This is a genomic window from Proteus sp. fly-1067, assembly GCF_040139345.1.
GTDB lineage: Bacteria > Pseudomonadota > Gammaproteobacteria > Enterobacterales > Enterobacteriaceae > Proteus > Proteus vulgaris_B.
On the sequence record NZ_JBEEUL010000009.1, the window covers coordinates 89,325 to 108,688 of the forward strand.

General features: G+C 39.0%; 14 protein-coding genes and 1 riboswitch. Of the genes, 9 read left to right on the top strand and 5 right to left on the bottom strand.

Features of this window, described 5'->3' with window-relative positions; translation table 11 throughout:
• Positions 1–49: 49 nt before the first annotated feature.
• The 5 genes from rapA to thiB all read right to left on the bottom strand — a co-directional run bounded on the left by rapA (position 50) and on the right by thiB (position 8,868).
• Entirely contained in the window at positions 50–2,953 is a 2,904-nt protein-coding gene (rapA, locus tag ABN217_RS13055) for an RNA polymerase-associated protein RapA (protein WP_196554718.1), read from the bottom strand.
• 183 nt (positions 2,954–3,136) lie between these two features.
• On the bottom strand, positions 3,137–5,491 hold the full coding sequence (locus ABN217_RS13060) for a DNA polymerase II (protein WP_197269907.1): 2,355 nt from the start codon (positions 5,489–5,491) through the stop codon (positions 3,137–3,139).
• Between the two features lie 89 nt (positions 5,492–5,580).
• Entirely contained in the window at positions 5,581–6,282 is a 702-nt protein-coding gene (gene thiQ / locus ABN217_RS13065; RefSeq protein WP_197269908.1) for a thiamine ABC transporter ATP-binding protein ThiQ, read from the bottom strand.
• Positions 6,275–7,855, bottom strand: a complete 1,581-nt coding sequence (gene thiP, locus ABN217_RS13070; RefSeq protein ID WP_349459500.1) for a thiamine/thiamine pyrophosphate ABC transporter permease ThiP — start codon at positions 7,853–7,855, stop codon at positions 6,275–6,277. The genes thiQ and thiP overlap by 8 nt, the downstream gene beginning before the upstream one ends.
• A complete protein-coding gene (thiB, locus tag ABN217_RS13075; RefSeq protein ID WP_115350145.1) occupies positions 7,855–8,868 on the bottom strand; it encodes a thiamine ABC transporter substrate binding subunit in 1,014 nt (337 codons plus the stop codon). Before thiB ends, thiP begins: the two co-directional genes overlap by 1 nt.
• A 65-nt stretch (positions 8,869–8,933) precedes the next feature.
• A riboswitch (TPP riboswitch) is annotated at positions 8,934–9,025 on the bottom strand.
• Between the two features lie 112 nt (positions 9,026–9,137).
• Here thiB and rppH point away from each other — a divergent pair.
• The 9 genes from rppH to recC all read left to right on the top strand — a co-directional run bounded on the left by rppH (position 9,138) and on the right by recC (position 19,353).
• Positions 9,138–9,668 carry an RNA pyrophosphohydrolase gene (gene rppH, locus ABN217_RS13080; protein WP_036934096.1) on the top strand — a complete coding sequence of 177 codons (531 nt, stop codon included), beginning with the start codon at positions 9,138–9,140 and terminating at the stop codon, positions 9,666–9,668.
• A gap of 8 nt (positions 9,669–9,676) precedes the next feature.
• Positions 9,677–11,923, top strand: coding sequence for a phosphoenolpyruvate--protein phosphotransferase (gene ptsP / locus ABN217_RS13085; protein ID WP_349459502.1), 2,247 nt, complete (start codon positions 9,677–9,679; stop codon positions 11,921–11,923).
• Positions 11,924–12,002: 79 nt separating this feature from the next.
• Entirely contained in the window at positions 12,003–12,893 is an 891-nt protein-coding gene (lgt, locus tag ABN217_RS13090; RefSeq protein WP_196554713.1) for a prolipoprotein diacylglyceryl transferase, read from the top strand.
• A gap of 45 nt (positions 12,894–12,938) precedes the next feature.
• Positions 12,939–13,790, top strand: a complete 852-nt coding sequence (locus ABN217_RS13095; protein ID WP_196554712.1) for a thymidylate synthase — start codon at positions 12,939–12,941, stop codon at positions 13,788–13,790.
• A 229-nt stretch (positions 13,791–14,019) separates the two neighbouring features.
• Positions 14,020–14,529 (top strand): potassium:proton antiporter, encoded by a 510-nt coding sequence (locus ABN217_RS13100; protein ID WP_349459504.1) that lies wholly within the window; start codon positions 14,020–14,022, stop codon positions 14,527–14,529.
• Entirely contained in the window at positions 14,523–15,167 is a 645-nt protein-coding gene (locus tag ABN217_RS13105) for a prepilin peptidase-dependent protein (protein ID WP_196554710.1), read from the top strand. The genes ABN217_RS13100 and ABN217_RS13105 overlap by 7 nt, the downstream gene beginning before the upstream one ends.
• Positions 15,164–15,625: a DUF2509 family protein gene (locus ABN217_RS13110; protein WP_340893725.1), complete on the top strand. Its 462-nt coding sequence runs from the start codon at positions 15,164–15,166 to the stop codon at positions 15,623–15,625. The genes ABN217_RS13105 and ABN217_RS13110 overlap by 4 nt, the downstream gene beginning before the upstream one ends.
• Positions 15,613–15,957 (top strand): hypothetical protein, encoded by a 345-nt coding sequence (locus ABN217_RS13115; RefSeq protein ID WP_231619359.1) that lies wholly within the window; start codon positions 15,613–15,615, stop codon positions 15,955–15,957. Before ABN217_RS13110 ends, ABN217_RS13115 begins: the two co-directional genes overlap by 13 nt.
• Positions 15,958–15,969: 12 nt before the next feature.
• The gene (gene recC, locus ABN217_RS13120; protein WP_196554708.1) at positions 15,970–19,353 is read left to right on the top strand and encodes an exodeoxyribonuclease V subunit gamma; all 3,384 of its coding nucleotides are present in this window, start codon (positions 15,970–15,972) and stop codon (positions 19,351–19,353) included.
• Positions 19,354–19,364 lie beyond the last annotated feature (11 nt).

Sequence of the window (19,364 nt, forward strand, 5' to 3'; positions counted from 1 at the left end):
TATCTCATCAAAACAACGGGGAGCAAAAGACTCCCCGCTTTAATGGTAATTATTGGTGGGTAACAACAATTAAACGTATTGAATCTAAGCGCCAATTTGCTTCATCTAAATGATTAAGAATATGGGTACGCTCATTTTCAATCGCTTCAACTTCATCATCACGAATATTTGGATTTACAGCGCGTAAAGCCTCTAGGCGTGATAATTCATGTGTTAATACGCGATCAGCTTCTTCTTTCGCTTTTTGAATAAGCCCTTTCGCTTCGACTTCCATTAATGGTTCAGAGGCTTTGAGTACATGGTGTACTTCGCTTTGTACCGCATTGACTAGTTTGCTAGAAGTATGACGGTTAACCGCATTTAATTGGCGGTTAAAACTTTCAAACTCAACTTGAGAGGCTAGGTTATTACCTTTTAGATCAAGTAATAAGCGAACTGGTGTTGCAGGTAAGAAACGACTTAAGTGAAGATGTTTAGGCGCTTGTGCTTCTACGACATAAATCAGTTCAACTAATAGCGTTCCTACTGGTAATGCTTTATTTTTTAATAAAGATACTGCACAGCTACCAGTATCGCCTGATAGGATCAAATCTAAGCCATTACGGATAATGGGGTGTTCCCAACTGATAAATTGGGTATCTTCACGAGATAGCGCTTGCTCTCTATCAAATGTGATAGTGCAACCATCTTGTGGTAAGCCCGGGAAATCAGGCACTAGCATATGATCAGACGGCGTTAAAATAATTAAGCTGTCACTACGATCTTCTTGGTTAATACCAACGATATCAAATAAATTCAACGCAAAGTTAACTAATTCAGGATCATTATCTTGAGCCGCAATTTCACCCGCTAATTCAACGCCCACTTCACCACCATTAGAGTGCATTTCTAATAGGCGGTCACGGCCTTGCTCAAGTTTAAGTTTCATTTCATCATGTTGTTTACGACAAGCGGCAATAAACTCATCAAAGTCTGCTAATTCATTAGGCTGAGCAAGATAGTTAACAAGTGCATCATATTTGCTGTCATAAATAGTACGACCTGTTGGACAAGTATGCTCAAAGGCATCTAAGCCTTCGTGATACCAGCGCAATAAGACGGATTGAGCCGTACCTTCAAGATAAGGAATACTAATATCAATGTCGCGATTTTGACCAATTCGATCGAGACGACCAATACGTTGTTCTAGTAAATCAGGATTAAATGGCAGATCAAACATGACCAGTTGATTTGCAAACTGGAAGTTACGTCCTTCTGAGCCGATTTCAGAACATAATAGAACCTGTGCGCCTTCTTCTTCAGACGCAAAATATGCTGCAGCGCGATCGCGTTCAAGTAAAGACATTCCTTCATGGAAGACTGCCGCACGAATAGCTTCGCGCTCGCGTAAAACTTGCTCTAGTTGCAATGCGGTTGCCGCTTGCGCACAAATAACCAGAACTTTTTCATTGCGATTTGCAGTTAAGAAACCAAGTAACCATTCAACACGAGGATCAAAGTTCCACCATGTTGCGTTTTCACCTTCGAATTCTTGGTAAATACGTTCAGGGTAGAGCATCTCTTTTGCACGAACTTCGAGGCTCTTTTTCGCCGCCATAATTTCGGCAACTTTAATCGCTGTTTGATATTGTGTTGGCAGTGGCATTTTAATCGCACGAAGTAGGCGATTAGGGAAACCTTTCACACCAGAGCGTGTATTACGGAATAACAGACGCCCCGTTCCGTGTCTGTCCATTAACATATGAACAAGTTCTTGGCGAGACTTAGTGCGTTCTTCGCCTTTGGTATTTGCCGCTTTTAGTAATGGCTCAACATCTTGCTCACTAATCATTTCGCTGATGATATTTTGTTGTTCGGTGTTTAAATCATCTTCTGATAGCAAAATAGTGACAGCATCGGCAACAGGACGGTATTTTTGTTGCTCATTGATAAATTCGTTATAGTCATGGAAACGACTTGGATCAAGCAGACGTAAACGAGCGAAGTGGCTTTCTTGACCTAATTGCTCAGGTGTTGCGGTTAATAGCAACACTGAAGGAATAGATTCAGCCAACTCTTCAATTACTTGATATTCACGGCTTGGTGCGTCTTCACTCCACACAAGGTGATGAGCTTCATCGACAACCAGCATATCCCATGTTGCTTCAACGAGATGTTCAAAACGTTGCTTATTTTTACGCACAAAATCTAAAGAGCAGATGATCATTTGTTCTGTTTCAAATGGGTTATCGCTATCTAACAAGGATTCGCTATAACGGCTATCATCAAACAGTGAAAAACGCAGATTGAAACGGCGTAACATTTCAACTAACCACTGATGTTGTAAGCTTTCAGGCACGATAATTAACACACGCTCAGCCCGACCATCCATTAACTGTTGGTGGATAATCATACCCGCTTCAATGGTTTTACCCAGACCCACTTCATCCGCTAATAAAACGCGAGGGTTATGACGTTTACCCACTTCATTGGCAATGTAAAGCTGATGAGGAATAAGGCTTGCACGAATGCCACGTAAGCCACTTTGTGCTTGTTTAAATTGTTCGCTTAAGAATTTACGTGCGCGATAGCGTAAGGCAAAGCGATCCATACGATCAATTTGGCCTGCAAAAAGGCGATCTTGTGGTTTATTAAAAGTGAGTTTGTTATCTAAGAACACTTCACGTAATTGCGCAGGCTCTTCGGTGTCTAAACGTACACCTTGATAGATAAGAAGGCCATTATCTTCTACAACGTTATCGATGGCGAGTTTCCAGCCTTCGTGACTGGTGACAGTATCTCCCGCATTGAACATCACCCGCGTTATTGGAGCATCATGACGGGAGTAAAGGCGGTTTTCGCCACAGGCAGGAAAAAGTAAGGTCACCATGCGGGCATCAACTGCCACAACAGTACCCAGTCCAAGCTCGCTTTCAGTATCGCTAATCCAACGTTGACCAAGAGTAAAAGGCATATATATAAACTCAGCTCTCAAATATATAATTTAGGAATTATTAATGAATGCAGTATTGCGGTGTTGTCATTAAAATTTGTGGGATAAAAATGCCTGTTCTTGAAACAAGAAAAGTTAATTATCACCAAAGGGGCGTTATGTTAATAGATGCAAAGCAAACCGTCACCTGCAAAATGACACATCTTAAAATGTCAGCGTCAATTGTCCATTTAACAAGGTTGAAAAATCATCTTGTATAAAAGGCAGGATAGCATCTGCAATCGGCATTAACTGCTTATTGATATAGTGTTCGTAATCAGGTGCAGCGGTAATGTGCTCTAATGGTTCAGGTCCCAAGAGGGTAATTATATAACTAATCCAACCGCCTTGCTGATATTGTTGAGGTCTATTTTGGGATAAATTATATTCGTCAGCTTTACGTGCAGCTTTAACATGAGGGGGAACGTGGTGCTGATATTCTGATAATTTTCGACGTAACCGTTTACGATACACTAATCTATCATCATATTTTCCCGCAAGCGTATCTGCGACATAATCACGAATAAACTGCTGGTAAGGTTGTTGATGAAAAATACGAGTATAAAGCTCTTGTTGAAATTTCTGAGCAAGAGGTGTCCAATCTGTTCTGACGGTTTCTAATCCTTTAAACACCATCTTATCATTGCTTAATCCCGCATAACGCTTTTTACTGCCTGTTTCCATACCTCGAACGGTTGGCATTAAAAAACGACGATAGTGTGTTTCATACTCTAGCTCTAATTTGCAATCAAGTTGATAGGTTTCAAAAAGGTATGTTTTCCACCATTGGTTAACCTCTTGTACTAGATGATGCCCAATTTGTTGTGCTTGTTGCTCAGTATGTGGCGATTTAAGCCAAACAAAAGTAGAGTCCGTATCACCATAAATAACTTGATAACCCTTATCTTCAATTAATGCTCGCGTTCTTTTCATAATCTCATGGCCACGTAAGGTAATTGAAGACGCCAGACGAGGATCAAAAAAACGACATCCCACTGAGCCTAAAACACCATAAAAAGCATTCATAATAATTTTGAGGGCTTGAGAAAGCGGGGCATTTTTATGTAATTTTGCGTTATCTCTTTCGTGCCAAATTTGCGACACAATAGTGGGTAAACAGTGCTTTTCCCGCGAAAACCACGCTTGGCGAAAACCAGGAATAGACAGTTTTTCATTAGGTTGATGTGTTCCTTCAATCATTCCAACAGGGTCAATTAAAAAAGTACGAATAATTGAGGGATAAAGGCTTTTGTAATCAAGCACAACGACTGAATCATATAAACCGGGAGTAGAGTCCATAACAAAGCCACCGGGACTATGTTCTTCAGGCTTTTCTCCTTGATTAGGGGCAACATATCCAATGCGATGCATAGAAGGGAGATAAAGGTGTGTAAACGCGGCTACGGAGCCTCCACTTCTATCAACAGAAAGTCCTGTGACACAAGCTCTTTCTAATAAAAACGCCATAAGAGATGTGGCATCAAAAATGCGGTTTACTAAAACACAGTCTTGCCAGTTATAGTAGGCTAACGCAGGCTTATCTTCTTTAAAACGCCGATTAATTTCATCCATTCTGGCATAAGGTGTATCAATGGCTTTACCTTCCCCTAATAGGCTTTGCGCGACTGATTCTAGGCTAAATGAGGAGAAGTTCCATGTAGCCATTTTCAGAGCTTCAATACCGTCAATAATTAAGCGACCTTGTGCTGAGGCAAAGAAATGTCCTTTTTTAAAGCTATGCTCTCGCCACTCCAATGGATTATTTTGACGACCTAGTAACAAGCTCACGCCATAACGCTGAGCATGGGTATGTAAAATACGTAAATCGAATTGAATTAAATTCCAGCCAATAATGGCATCGGGATCGTAATGCTGCATCCATTCATTGAGCTTTTCAATTAGACGTAAACGGCTACTGACATAACATAAACGATAGCTTTCAGGCTGTAGGTGTTCACTTTCTGCCGGGACATTATCTGTCAGCATAAACACAACATTATCGCCACAACCCGCAAGTCCAATAGAGTAAAGTTCACCGAATTCGCTGGTTTCAATATCTAAAGATACTGTTCGCAATGTAGGACGATAATCAGGAGCAGGTTTTAGTGTCACGGTATTGTTTTGTTGATAACGAAACCAAATTGGTGCGGTGATAAAACGCTCCATCATATAACGTTCATGAGGGCGTATATCGGCCTCATAAAGACGTATGTGGTGCTCTTTGAGTTGTTGTTCTAGTTGAACGAGTTGTCGGTACTGTTTGCAGTAGATACCAAAAACCGGCTGCCTTTCAAAGTCTTTTAAATCGAGAGGGCGAATTTCTATATCAGGATTTTTATTAATGAGTGAGCGTAAAACAGTTTCATGTTGGCGGGCTACAAAACCGATAGCGCGTTGCATAGGAACAGTAATTTTGCGTGGACCATTATCCGTCGCCAACCAATAAGAGACGACAATACCTTTTGGTGTGTCGCTCCAGTGGCGAGTAAGAATAAAGCCTTGTTCCGTATGACCAATCATGAGCACCCAATAAACACAAAAAAATTCACTAAAGATGTATTTATTATAGTCAATATAGTGGTTATTTATACAGTTAATTTTGGTTGAGATTAATTAAACGGAATACCTAAAATAAGTGATTGATCCACTTCACCATTTATCAACGATTGTGTATTGCCATCATACACAATGGTTCCGTTATCAATCACAATCGCTCTTGAGGCAATCTTGATAGCATCTTCTAAGCTATGTGAAACCATCAGTAAGGTTAGTTTTTTTTCTTCACAAAGTTGTTCTAGCAAAGCCAACATTTCAATGCGTAAAGCGGGGTCGAGTGCAGAAAAAGGCTCGTCGAGCAATAAGATAGGTTGTTCACGTACAAGACAACGAGCAATGGCAACACGTTGGCGCTGCCCTCCTGATAATTGTGAAGGTAAGCGATCAAGATATTCATTTAAAGAAACTTGCTTGGCTCTGTTTTCTAACAGTATTTTTTGTGTATCTGTGAGTTTTAAACCAGGATCTAATCCCAAGCCAATATTTTGCCTAACTGTTAAATGAGGAAATAAATTATTATCTTGAAATAACATAGAGATAGGACGTTTTGCGGGTGCGGTTTTAGTGTGATCACAACCATTAAGAAAAAGGGTTCCTTTTTCAGAAGGCAAAAATCCAGCAATTAAACTGAGTAAGGTACTTTTCCCCGCGCCACTTGGGCCTAATACGGCGATACGCTCACCGGTGTTTACCGCTAAATTAAACACAAGGTGTTGGTGTTCATAGGTATAAGCAAGGTGCTCTAATTTAATCATGAGATTTTCCTGCCAATCGTTCTATTAGGCTAAAAAGAGAGAAGCAAAGTAGCAACAAGATCATGGCTGTGACAGCACCATCTTGCGTGTGATAAGCCCCAATTTGCTGATAAAGATAGAAAGGAAGTGTTCTAAATGTTTCATTGCCAAATAGAGCAACAATACCAAAATCACCAATAGAAATAACACAAGCAAAAGCAAGTGCTTGTGTTATTGGTTTTCTTAATGCTCGTAACTCTATCCAACGAAGTCGATTGATACCCTGAATATTAAGCGATTGGCATAAAAGGCCATAACGTGAAGCAATATCATTCATTGGATTTTCGAGCACTTTTAAAGCATAAGGAATGGCAATTAATGCGTTGGTTAAAATCACTAATATATATGGTGATTCAGGGAGCCCAGTTGTATTGTTTAATAATAAGAAAAAGCCTGTTGCCAATACAATGCCCGGCATTGCCAGAATAATCAGTCCACTCATTTCCATAGCCTGTCCCGCTTTTTTAAAGTGACGTAGGCGAAGTTCTCGGCTACTCCATAGCAACATCATTGTTAATACAACGCAAACAATACCCGCACCAACCGCTATAATGAGAGACGTTGTAAAAGCCTGCCAAAGTATGGGTTGTTGTATCACTCGAATTAATTCGCTGTTAAGACCATCTGTTATCACCGCTAAAATAGGGGGCACTAAAAAAAGGATCGCGAGCGTAATAATTAGAGTATCAGTTATTTTGCTAAAGAGAGGATCATTGGGATCACGCCAATGCTGTTTTTGACTATCTCCGACAATGAGTGTTCCTTTGAGTTTTTGACTAATTAGCACCAAACCTAAACAGCAAAAAAGCTGAATAAGGGCTAAAAGAGCCGCTCTATGCAAATCGTAGTCATAACTTAATGCTTGATAAATTGCTAGCTCAACGGTTGTTGCAGCAGGGCCTCCACCTAACGCCAGTACAGTGGCAAAGCTCGCAAAGCAGAGCATAAAAATCAGTGACGCTGTGGGAAGTATTTGTCGCCATAAATAGGGAAATTCTAGAAAGCGAAAACGTTGCCAGCCATTCATGCCTAATTGTGAGGCTAATTGGCGTTGTTCTGGAGAGATACTTTCGAGGGCTTGTAATAGCATTCGGGTTGCTAATGGCATATTGAAAAAAACGTGTGCCAATAAAATGCCTTGTAAACCATAAGGGGTAAATTGGTAATTAATCCCCAGCCATTCACAAATTTGAGCAATCCAACCGACTCTTCCATAAACAGTTAAAATACCAAAAAGTGCCACTAAAACGGGTAACACAAGGCTCATGGCACATAAACGTAAGAAAAGTGTTCTACCTTTAAATTGGCGTCGATAAAGTGCTTTAGCGAGCCAAATGGCTGGTAATATTGAAAATAAGGCAGATAAAAAGGCTTGCCAGAAAGTAAAGCGCACGACATGCCATAAATAGTCATCAGCAAAAATAGAGGATAATTCACCACTTGGGGCATTAAACCATAATGCACCAAATGACAATAAAGCCACAATAAGCAGTAAACCCGAGGCACATAGCCCCGGGATAAGCGATCTTCTCATTAGCGACTAACCGCAGATTGCCAATTACGCGTCCATGTTTGACGCTCTTTAGCGACAACATCTGCATCAAATTGCAATGATTTTTCTGGTTTAGGCATCACAGAATAGACATCAGGTAACGGCATATCTATTACGGGGTACATCCAATTGGTAGTGGGAATAGTTTCTTGGAAAGCTGGGGTTAGCATAAATTGCATAAATTGCTGAGCTAATTCAGGTTGTTTACTCGATTTGAGTTTTGCAGCAACCTCGACTTGTAAATAGTGTCCGTCAGAGAAAATAGCTGCTGCATAGTTATCTTTTTTATCCGCTAAAATGTGATAACCCGGAGATGAAGTATAACTTAGCACAAAATCACCTTCACCCTTTAAGAATAAGCCATAAGACTCACTCCAACCTTTTGTTACGGTAAGGGTTTTCTCAGATAATTTCTTCCATTGAGAGGCGGTATTTTCAGGATAAAGTGATTGCATCCATAGCATTAAGCCTAAGCCTGGTGTACTGGTACGAGGGTCTTGATACAGTATTTTCCACTTTTCTTGGCTATTTAGTAGCTCATCCATACTTTTGGGCGGGTTAGCAATACGGTTTTTATCATAAATAAACGCAAAGTAGCCGTAATCATAAGGCACAAAGGTATCGTCAGTCCATTTTTCAGGTAAGGCGAGTTTTGATGTATCGATATTACTTGGCGCAAAAAGCCCGGTTTCTTTAGCCGCATGTATCAGATTGTTATCTAAACCTAAAATAATGTCAGCTTTACTTTTGCCACCTTCCATACGTAAGCGATTAAGCAAAGAAACACCATCAGAAAGGGCTACAAGCTTTAATTCACAATCACACTGTTGCTCAAATGCTTTTTTAATGGCAGGTCCAGGGCCCCAATCTGCGGTAAATGAGTCATAGGTATAAACAGTTAGTGTCGGTTTTTGTGCTTGAGCTTGTGTTGAAAAAGCACTTATTACACCCAGTACACCCAGTAGGAAAGTAAAACGAAGCGATTTAGTTAACACGTTTAGTTCCTCAGTAAAAAGTCAGGTAGGATCTGAGGAGTGAGGACCGCAAATCATGAAATATTGCATTATCCTGACTCAAATCCCTACGCCAGTATTAGCTGGATCAGGTTCCACGGGTTTTTCTCAGCCTAACAAGGCACCCCGTTGAGACTTTCCCATTGTAGATAAATACACACGTTGTGCAAAGTCTGTTGATAGAGGTTTACCGTTTGTGGGTAGTATGAAACAATGAGTTATCTTTCAAATTTGGTTATTGAGGTAGTCTAGTGATCGATGATGATGGCTACCGCCCGAATGTAGGGATTGTAATTTGTAATCGGCAAGGGCAAGTGCTTTGGGCTCGTCGCTATGGGCAACATTCATGGCAGTTTCCTCAAGGGGGAATTAATCCTGGAGAATCGCCAGAGCAGGCAATGTACCGAGAGTTGTTCGAAGAAGTTGGGTTAAGTCGCAAGGATGTTAAAATTCTTGCCTCCACACGTAACTGGTTACGTTACAAGTTACCGAAACGTTTGGTGCGTTGGGATACAAAACCTGTTTGTATTGGACAAAAACAGCGTTGGTTCCTTTTGCAGTTAACAAGTAATGATAAGGACATTAACGTTCAACAAAGCAAAACGCCAGAATTTGATGGCTGGCGTTGGGTGAGTTACTGGTATCCTGTTCGACAAGTCGTCTCTTTTAAGCGTGATGTTTATCGTCGTGTAATGAAAGAGTTCGCACCAGTAGTCATGCCATTGCAAGAACAAGTGTCTTTACCTCGTCCATCGTATGGATATCGGCGTAAAAGGTATTAGATAACACTATGCTGACACGTTTGCGAGAAATTGTAGAAAAAGTGGCTATGGCAGCAGGACTTCCAGAAGCACTTGAACTCTTAGTCAAGGAAACGTGTCAGGCAATGCACACGGATGTGTGTTCTATTTATCTTGCTGATAAGCAACGTAATTGTTTTTATCTAATGGCCACAAAAGGGCTTAAAAAACCCAGAGGACGAGCTGTTAGCCTCTCTTTTGATGAAGGCGTTGTTGGTGAAGTTGGACGCCTTTCTGAGCTTATCAATCTTGCGGATATTCGTGAGCACCCTAGTTTTAAATACCTTCCTCAAGTAAAAGAAGACGATCTGCGCGCTTTCCTTGGTGTGCCTATTGTTTATCGTCGTCAACTTCTTGGTGTTTTAGTTGTTCAACAAAAAGAGCGTCGCTTATTTAACGAAAGCGAGGAGTCTTTTATGGTGACGCTAGCAACACAATTAGGTGCAACGTTATCGCAAGTACAAACGAAAGGACTTTTTGGACAATATCGTCAAAGTCGCATTAAAGCATTATCCATTTCTACTGGCGTGGTTATGGCGTATGGCTGGCAAGAAGTCTCGCAACCCATCCTTGAGAATGTATTTAAAGCTAGTGCTCTGGATATAAAAGCAGAACTCAATCGACTCACTGTAGCTTTAGAAGATGCTACAGCAGAATGTCGCCGTTTTAGTAAGCGTTTTATGGCGAATGCACAAAAAGAGAGTGCTGCCATTTTTGATCTCTACTCGCATTTACTTAATGATCCCCAACTTAAACACAAAATGACAGCGATTATCACTCAAGGATATGTCGCAGAATGGGCTGTAAAAGTGGTTGTTGAGAAAGTTTCGGCACAATTTTCTAGCTTGAAAGATGGCTACATGCGAGAAAGAGCCTCTGATCTAAAAGCATTAGGACGGCGTTTATTATTTCATTTAGATGATGAGGTAAGTTCAACCAATATTTGGCCTGAGCGCTTTATTTTGGTGGCAGATGAATTAAGCGCAAGTTTATTGGCTGAATTACCTGAACAACAACTTGCAGGTGTGATTGTGCGAGATGGTGCAACACACTCACATTCTGCGATCCTTGTTAGAGCAATGGGAATTCCTGCGATTATGGGTGCGGATATTCAACCTGAGCTTTTACATAATCGCATGCTTATTCTTGATGGTTATCGTGGCGAGATATTTATTGAACCAGAGCCTTTTATAGCCCAAGAATATAAACAGATTATTGATGAAGAGAGCGTATTAAGTCAGATTGCAGAAGAACAACTAGAGCAGCAAGCTGTTCTCAAAAATGGTGAATCGGTTAGCGTTCAATTGAATGCAGGATTAAATATTAAATACGAGCAACGTATTAGCATGGGAATAGACGGTGTTGGTTTATATCGGACAGAAATTCCTTTTATGCTACAAAGCGGTTTCCCATCAGAAGATGAACAAAAAAACCGCTACCGTGAAATACTCTCTTTTTTCCCCGATAAACCCGTTGTGTTACGTGCATTAGATGTGGGTGCCGATAAACAACTTCCTTATATGCCCATTAATGAGGAAAATCCTTGCTTGGGTTGGCGAGGAGTAAGAATATTACTCGATCAACCTGAAATTTTCCTTATTCAGCTTCGTGCTATGCTAAAAGCAAACCTCGAATTTAAAAATTTGAAAATATTGTTGCCGATGGTGACAAGTATTGATGAAATTGACGAAGCGAGAACATTGCTATTACGTGCATGTGATGAAGTGAGTCGAGAGTTAAAATGTGAATGTGCTCTACCACCGTTAGGTATTATGCTTGAAGTTCCCTCGTTGGTATTTATGTTGTCACAATTAGCTAATCGGGTTGATTTTATTTCTGTTGGAACAAACGATTTAACTCAATACTTGCTTGCAGTCGATCGTAATAATACCCATGTCGCATCACTCTATGATAATTTGCATCCTGCATTATTGCGTTCACTGAATTTGATTGCGACACAATGTCAATATTACCAGTTACCAATCAGTGTTTGTGGCGAAATGGCAGGAACACCTATCGGGGCATTGCTGTTAATAGGGCTTGGTTTTAGGCAGTTAAGCATGAGTGGACGTAGTTTACCTAGGGTAAAATACTTATTACGCCATCTTGATCCTGTGGTGCTACAGCCTTTTATGCAACAAGTGTTGCAAGCTGAAACAGCAACAGAAATCAAAAAATTGTCTTCTGAGTTTATGGAAAAACAAGGATTAGGTGGATTAATTCGCGGAGGTATTTGACATGCCTTTGTATAAGCCTTTTCTGTGTTGGCTATAAAGAGCAAACACAGAAATTATTAATTAAGTGAAGTAGGGAATAATGAGTATAAACTACCTTAAATTTCCAGAGATTGATCCCGTTATGTTTTCTATCGGTCCTGTGTCATTACACTGGTACGGTATGATGTATTTAGTTGGATTTGTCTTTGCCTTATGGCTTGCAAATCGACGAGCCGCAAAACCGAATAGTGGTTGGAATAAAAATGAAGTTGAAACATTACTTTATGTCGGTTTTGTTGGTGTGTTTATCGGTGGCCGCTTAGGTTATGTTTTATTCTATAATCTGCCAGTCTTTTTAAATGATCCTCTTTACCTCTTTAAAGTTTGGGATGGCGGTATGTCGTTCCATGGTGGTTTAATTGGGGTGATTTGTGCCATGATCTGGTTTGCAAAACGCACTAAACGTAGATTTTTCCAAGTGGCTGATTTTGTAGCACCTTTAATCCCGTTCGGTTTAGGTTTAGGTCGTATTGGTAACTTTATTAATGGTGAATTATGGGGGCGCGTCACATTAGATACGCCTTGGGCCTTCTTATTTCCAAACTCTCGCTCTGAAGATCTTCAGCTTGTTGCTCAAGATCCATCAACGTTGCTACCTATTATTCAAGAGTATGGGGTTTTACCTCGTCACCCTTCACAACTCTATGAAATGTTGTTAGAAGGGGTAGTGTTATTTATTATTCTTAATATTTTTGTGCGTAAAAATCGTCCAGTAGGCAGTGTTTCGGGTCTATTCCTGATAGGTTATGGTGCATTCCGTATTATTGTTGAATTCTTCCGTCAACCTGATGCGCAATTAGGGCTGTTTAGCGGTGTGAGTATGGGACAATTACTCTCAATTCCAATGATTTTGTTGGGTATTATTTTTATGGTATGGGCTTATCGCCAAGATAAAAAAACACCACAAAACCCAACACCAACTCACAAATAGTGTGAGATAAATTTTTATTATTAGCTAATTAACAAGAGAGACAACATGAAGCAGTATCTGGCATTGTGTCAACGCATTATCGATGAAGGGCAATGGATTGATAATAAACGGACAGGAACCCGTTGTTTAACGGTGATTAATGCTGATCTGGAATATGATGTTGCGAATAACCAATTTCCGTTAATAACGACACGAAAAAGTTTTTATAAAGCCGCAATAGCAGAACTATTAGGGTATTTGCGTGGCTATGATAATGCAGCACAATTTCGTGAAATTGGTTGTAATACATGGAATGCCAATGCGAATGAAAATGATGCATGGTTAAATAATCCTCATCGAAAAGGTGAAGACGATATGGGCCGTGTTTATGGTGTCCAAGGACGCCAATGGCAACGCCCTGATGGTTCTCATTTTGATCAACTGCGTAAAGTAGTCGATAACCTTACTAAAGGTATCGATGATCGTGGTGAAATCATCACGTTTTACAATCCAGGTGAAACTGAACTAGGTTGCTTACGCCCTTGTATGCATACGCATACCTTTTCACTTGTTGGTGATACCCTTTATTTAACCTCTTATCAGCGCAGTTGTGATGTGCCACTAGGTTTAAATTTCAACCAAATTCAGTGTTTTGTCTTATTAGCGCTGGTGGCTCAAATTACAGGACATAAACCGGGTAAAGCATTTCATAAGATAATCAATGCACATATCTATGAAAATCAATTGCCTCTAATGCGTGATGTGCAGTTAAAAAGAGAACCTTTACCGTTACCAACGTTGCATATCAATCCAAAAATCAAAACATTGGAAGATATCGAAACATGGGTAACAACAGATGATTTTACTGTTGAAGGCTATCAATGTCATGAAGCAATAAAATATCCATTTACGGTATAATTTCTCCTTTACTTTTAAAGCCCCTGTTTAGTCATAAGCAGGGGTTTTTTTATTGATTTTTTTATTTAAAATTTAAAGCGTTGTCAGTATTTATTAATCATAAATACGTTTATTTTGTATTTGCTCTGAAAATATTGTTATTGCGTAACTGTTCGAGAAAAATGCTTATCTTTGTTTACCTTTAAGGCTGTAGTCTGCATGCTCACCACAGGCTAAAAAGGAGAAACAAATGAACAATAATAGAAAATTAAGCCTAAATAGGGAGTTTCAGAAAAAAAGTGAGCAAGGTATCGGTTTACTCGAAATACTTATCGTGATGCTGATAGTCTCTATTTTAAGTTATTTATCAATTTCTTCTTATCAACATTTTGTTAAGCAACGCCATTTAATACAGAGTGTACGAGAAACCATTGTTTTTCTTTCTTATCAGCAACAGCAGGCGTTGTTGTTTAATGTTAAAATTAAAATATCACTTCATTTATCGCCCAGTAATAAAATAGTCGCTATTCCTTTTTCTCTACGATACTTACCTGAAAAACAAACGATTTATCAATTAGCCCAAGGTATTCAACTTAAGCAATCAACAGTCTCAAATTTTACGTTTGGTGGAATTCGTCAAACGTTAAAACCCATGAGTTTTGTGCTTCAAAATGAAGAGGATGAAGTGAAAATTATTATTTCATCTTTAGGTAGGATAAGAGCGTGTAGCCAGAAAATAAAGGTGTTTTCATCATGTTAAAACGATCTGTATTTTCTTTTTCATCAGGAATGGTATTGATGGAATGTCTTTTTGCTATTGCGATAAGTGGGATTTTATTTCTTTGTATCAGTAGAGCTTATCCCCAAATAATGAATACGCTACTCCATTCTTATCAACAATATCAATTAGATATTTTTTTAAGAGAGCGATTATTGGTACTTGAAACGCAATTAAGGCGTACAGGGTATTGTTATGGCGATTGTGTTAATACGTTGAAGGTAGGTGGCTTGCAAGTGTCACCTTTAAAAATAGGGCAGTATCCTAATCAAGGAAAAAATTCCTGCGTTATTTTTGCTTATGACATAAATAGTAATGGTCGATGGGAGCCTCCTTTGTCAAAAGAGAGTGATTATTTTGGATATCGCCTTAAAAAGGGACAATTAGAGCAATTAAGAGGTGTAAAAGATTGTGCTTCTTCAGGATGGCAACAATTTTTCGAAAATAACGAGATTGAGGTAACAGAGTTTATTTTACAGCCTTATGCTAAAACGTATTCTGTGAAAGAAAGCCCGTATTTTTATCTTTCTATTTCTTTAAAATTTCATTTAAAACAAAAGCCTGAAATAAAATCACATTATCAAAATATCATCCGTTTAAGGAATGTGACTGCATTATGAATATTTATTTCACTCACAGGAGCAATGAACAAGGCTTAGCGGGTATATTTGTAGTGATAGGTTTTATTGGCATGAGTTTATCTATGCTCGGAGATTTTTCTTACCATTACAGACAATCTGAACAAATAGTGATGCAAGAGTTACAAGCAAGACAGGCCTTTTTATTTGCTGAATCTGCTCTGCAATGGGGAATAACACAGGATTGGGAACTTTCATCAATACAATTAAATCAATGGCAATGCCGTTCTTTTTATGCTGATCCCAAAATAAAGAGTTGCTTATTTTTAATCTCAGCAGATAAGGCCTTACTTCAAGGACAAGCAGAAAGCTTATTAGGTTATAAAGTATATCATTATCAATGGATTAGTTTTAAAAAAGGGAAAGATAAAGCGATTGTGCCTGATCCAAATGGATGGCTAGATTTTTGCCCATTCGTGCATAAGGAGTGTGTATCATAAAAAAGGCTCAAAATAGATCAGAAAATGGTTCTATCTTACTTAATACAATGTTTGTACTACTATTTTTTAATATTAGTTTTGTCGCTATTATAGGGTATAGTCAATCATTAAAAGCCGATTTTCAGCGGTTAATTCAAATACAGCAAACAGGACAGGGGATCTTTGTTTTATTTGAAAAATTACCTGATAAATCACCTTACTATTTTGCTTATAACCAGAAAATAATGATGCATTCTCTTTCACATTCTGAAGGTTGTCAGCAAATGGAAGGTTATGTTGCTAATAATATTTTACCCACGATAAATTTATACTATTGGTCATGCAATCCATAAGATGAGGATCTGATGTTTCATATATATCACTCAAATCAGTTGTCATTATTAAAGTCACTTATGGTGCACTTTATGCAGACCAGACCACTCTCTTCTCCCTTTGAACAAGAAGTAATTTTAGTACAAAGCCCCGGAATGTCTCAGTGGTTGCAAATTCAACTTGCTGAAAGTTTAGGAATTGCAGCAAATATTCGCTATCCATTGCCTGCAACATTCATTTGGGAAATGTTTACACGGGTGCTATCAGGCATACCTAAAGAAAGTGCTTTTTCTAAAGATGCTATGACATGGAAATTAATGGCATTATTACCTGAATATTTATCTCATGAAGAATTTAAACCACTACTTCATTATCTTGATGATGATGAAGATAAACGTAAATTACACCAATTAGCGGGGCGTGTTGCTGACTTATTTGACCAATATTTGGTGTATCGTTCAGATTGGTTAGCTTCGTGGGAAAAAGATGAATTGATAGAAGGGCTGAGTGAGAATCAGCGTTGGCAGAAAATATTGTGGGTAGCATTACAGCAATACACAAAAGATCTCAATCAGCCTCAATGGCATCGTTCTAATCTTTACCAGCAATTTATTTCGACATTAAATGGTGCAAAAGAAGGAGAACTTCAGCATTGTTTTCCATCTCGTATTTTTATTTGTGGAATTTCGGCATTACCGCAAGTTTATTTGCAGGCGTTACAGGCTATAGGGCGTCATACAGAGATTTATTTACTCTTTACCAATCCTTGCCGTTACTATTGGGGTGATATTCAAGATCCTAAATTTCTTGCTCGGCTTAATAGTAGAAAACCTCGTCATTATCAGCAATTGCATGAATCACCTTGGTTTAAAGATGAAAAAAATGCTTCATCGTTATTTAATGAAGAAGGGGAGCAAAATATTGGTAATCCGCTATTAGCTTCATGGGGAAAATTGGGTAAAGATAATCTCTATTTTCTTTCTGAACTTGAGTATACCGATGTATTGGATGCTTTTGTTGATATTCCAAGAGATAATTTACTTCATCAATTACAAGCAGATATTCTTGATTTAGAAGATTTTTCACAATTAGGCACAACACTTAAAACCTATGAATGTAGTGAAAAAAAACGTGTTATCTCACTAGCTGATCACTCGTTGACCTTTCATGCAAGCCATAGCCCACAACGCGAAGTAGAAGTATTACAAGATCAATTACTGCATTTACTTGAGCAAGATCCCGAATTGCTACCAAGGGATATTATTGTGATGGTTGCTGATATTGATAATTATACACCTTATATTCAGGCCGTTTTTGGTAATGCACCTGCTGAACGTTATCTCCCTTTTGCTATTTCTGATAGAAAAGCACGTCAAGCACACCCAGTATTACAAGCCTTTATTACTCTATTAGAGCTTCCCCAAAGTCGTTTTACAGCAGAACAAGTCTTAGCTTTACTTGAAGTGCCTGCGTTAGCTGGGCATTTTTCTATTTTTGAAAGTGAATTAAAACTACTACGCCGATGGGTGGATGAATCAGGCATACGTTGGGGATTGGATGATGAAAACGTAGCTTCATTTTTACTCCCTATCACCGGTAAAAATACATGGGAGTTTGGTTTACTTCGTATGCTACTTGGTTATGCGATGGAAAGCGAAAATGGCCCTTGGAAAGGAGTACTTCCTTATGATGAATCTAGTGGGCTAGTCGCAGAGCTTGCAGGGCATCTTGCTGATTTTCTTTACACATTAAGTGAATGGCGTACACGGTTAAGCGAAACTCGCTCCTTAGAATCGTGGTTAGAGATTGGGCAGCAATTAGTTGATGCCTTTTTTGAAGCTGATGAAGAGACAGAGTTAGTTTTAGCGTTGATCACACAACAGTGGCAAAAAGTGATTGAAAACGGATTGAAAGCACAATATCAAAATGAAATCCCATTAGTGCTTATTCGAGATGAATTAACGGTACGATTTGATGATGAAAAAATCAGTCAGCGCTTTTTGGCGGGAAGCCTGAACTTTTGTACGCTGATGCCTATGCGCTCAATTCCTTTTAAAGCAGTGTGCTTATTAGGAATGAATGATGGCATTTATCCTCGTAATATTCAGCCATTAGGCTTTGATTTAATGGCAGAAAAGCGACGTCGTGGTGATAGAAAACGTCGAGATGATGACCGTTATTTATTCCTTGAAGCACTGAGTTCGGCCGAAAAATACCTTTATATCAGTTATATCGGTAAATCGATACGTGATGATCGAGAATGTAATCCATCAGTATTAATCAAAGAGTTACAAGACTATATTGGTCAAAATTTCCGTTTACCTGATGATGGAAAACTTAATGTTGATGATAGTGCGACTCGTATTAATCAGCATTTATTAACACAGCATAGTCGTGTTCCTTTTGCTCAAGAAAACTTCCACATTGAGGCACTCACTCGTTCTTATGCCTCAGAATGGTTACCGGCTGCCAGTGGGCAAGGGGAGGCTCATCAAGGTTTTACGGAGTCATTAGATGATGATATATCAATAGATAAAGTCTCCGTTGATGCACTTTCTCGTTTTTATCGTCATCCGGTCCGTGCATTTTTCCAACAAAGATTAAAAACAAACTTTGTTATTGAAGAGACAGAATTGCCCGAAGAAGAGCCTTTTGTGATAAATGCACTTCAGCGCTATCTATTAAATCAATGGCTATTGAAAGCATTGATTGATGAAACCTCAACAGGAGCACTCTTTGAACGTATTAAAGCAGCAGGGCAACTTCCAGCAAGTGCATTTGGTCAAATTTATTGGGAACAACAAATAGAAGAGTTACTCCCTTTAGCTGAAAAAGTGAGAAGTGAACGATTAGCTTCGTATTCTGTCACATTAGAGCAAAGCTTTAGTGCTATGCCATTAATTGGGCGTTTAAATGAAGTGCAAGCCGATGGCTTATTACGTTGGCGACCTGCAAGTTTAACGGCTAATGACTTATTGCAACTATGGATTGAACATCTGGTTTATTGTTTGAAAGAGGGAACTGGCGAAAGTCGGTTTTATGGCAGAAAGGAAACGCAATGGTGTTTATTGCCAGTTGATCCTGAATTTGCTTATTCGACTTTAGATAATTTAATTCACGATTATAAACAAGGGTTAAATAGTCCATTAGCATTATTTTCGAAGAGTGGCTGGGCTTGGTTACAAGCTTGCTATGATAAAAAAACACAAGAATTTTTACTTGATGATGAAGAGACACTCGCAAAAGCAGAGTTAGTGCTGCTGCAACATTTAACGGATAGCTATAATCGAGATGGCGAAATGAGTGATATGTATGTTCAGCGTGCATTCTCTCAATTAGACGAGCATTTTTTACAAACTGTAAAACAGACGACATTAACGATATTTAAACCAATAATTCCATTTTTAAAAAAATAAGGGAGCTCATA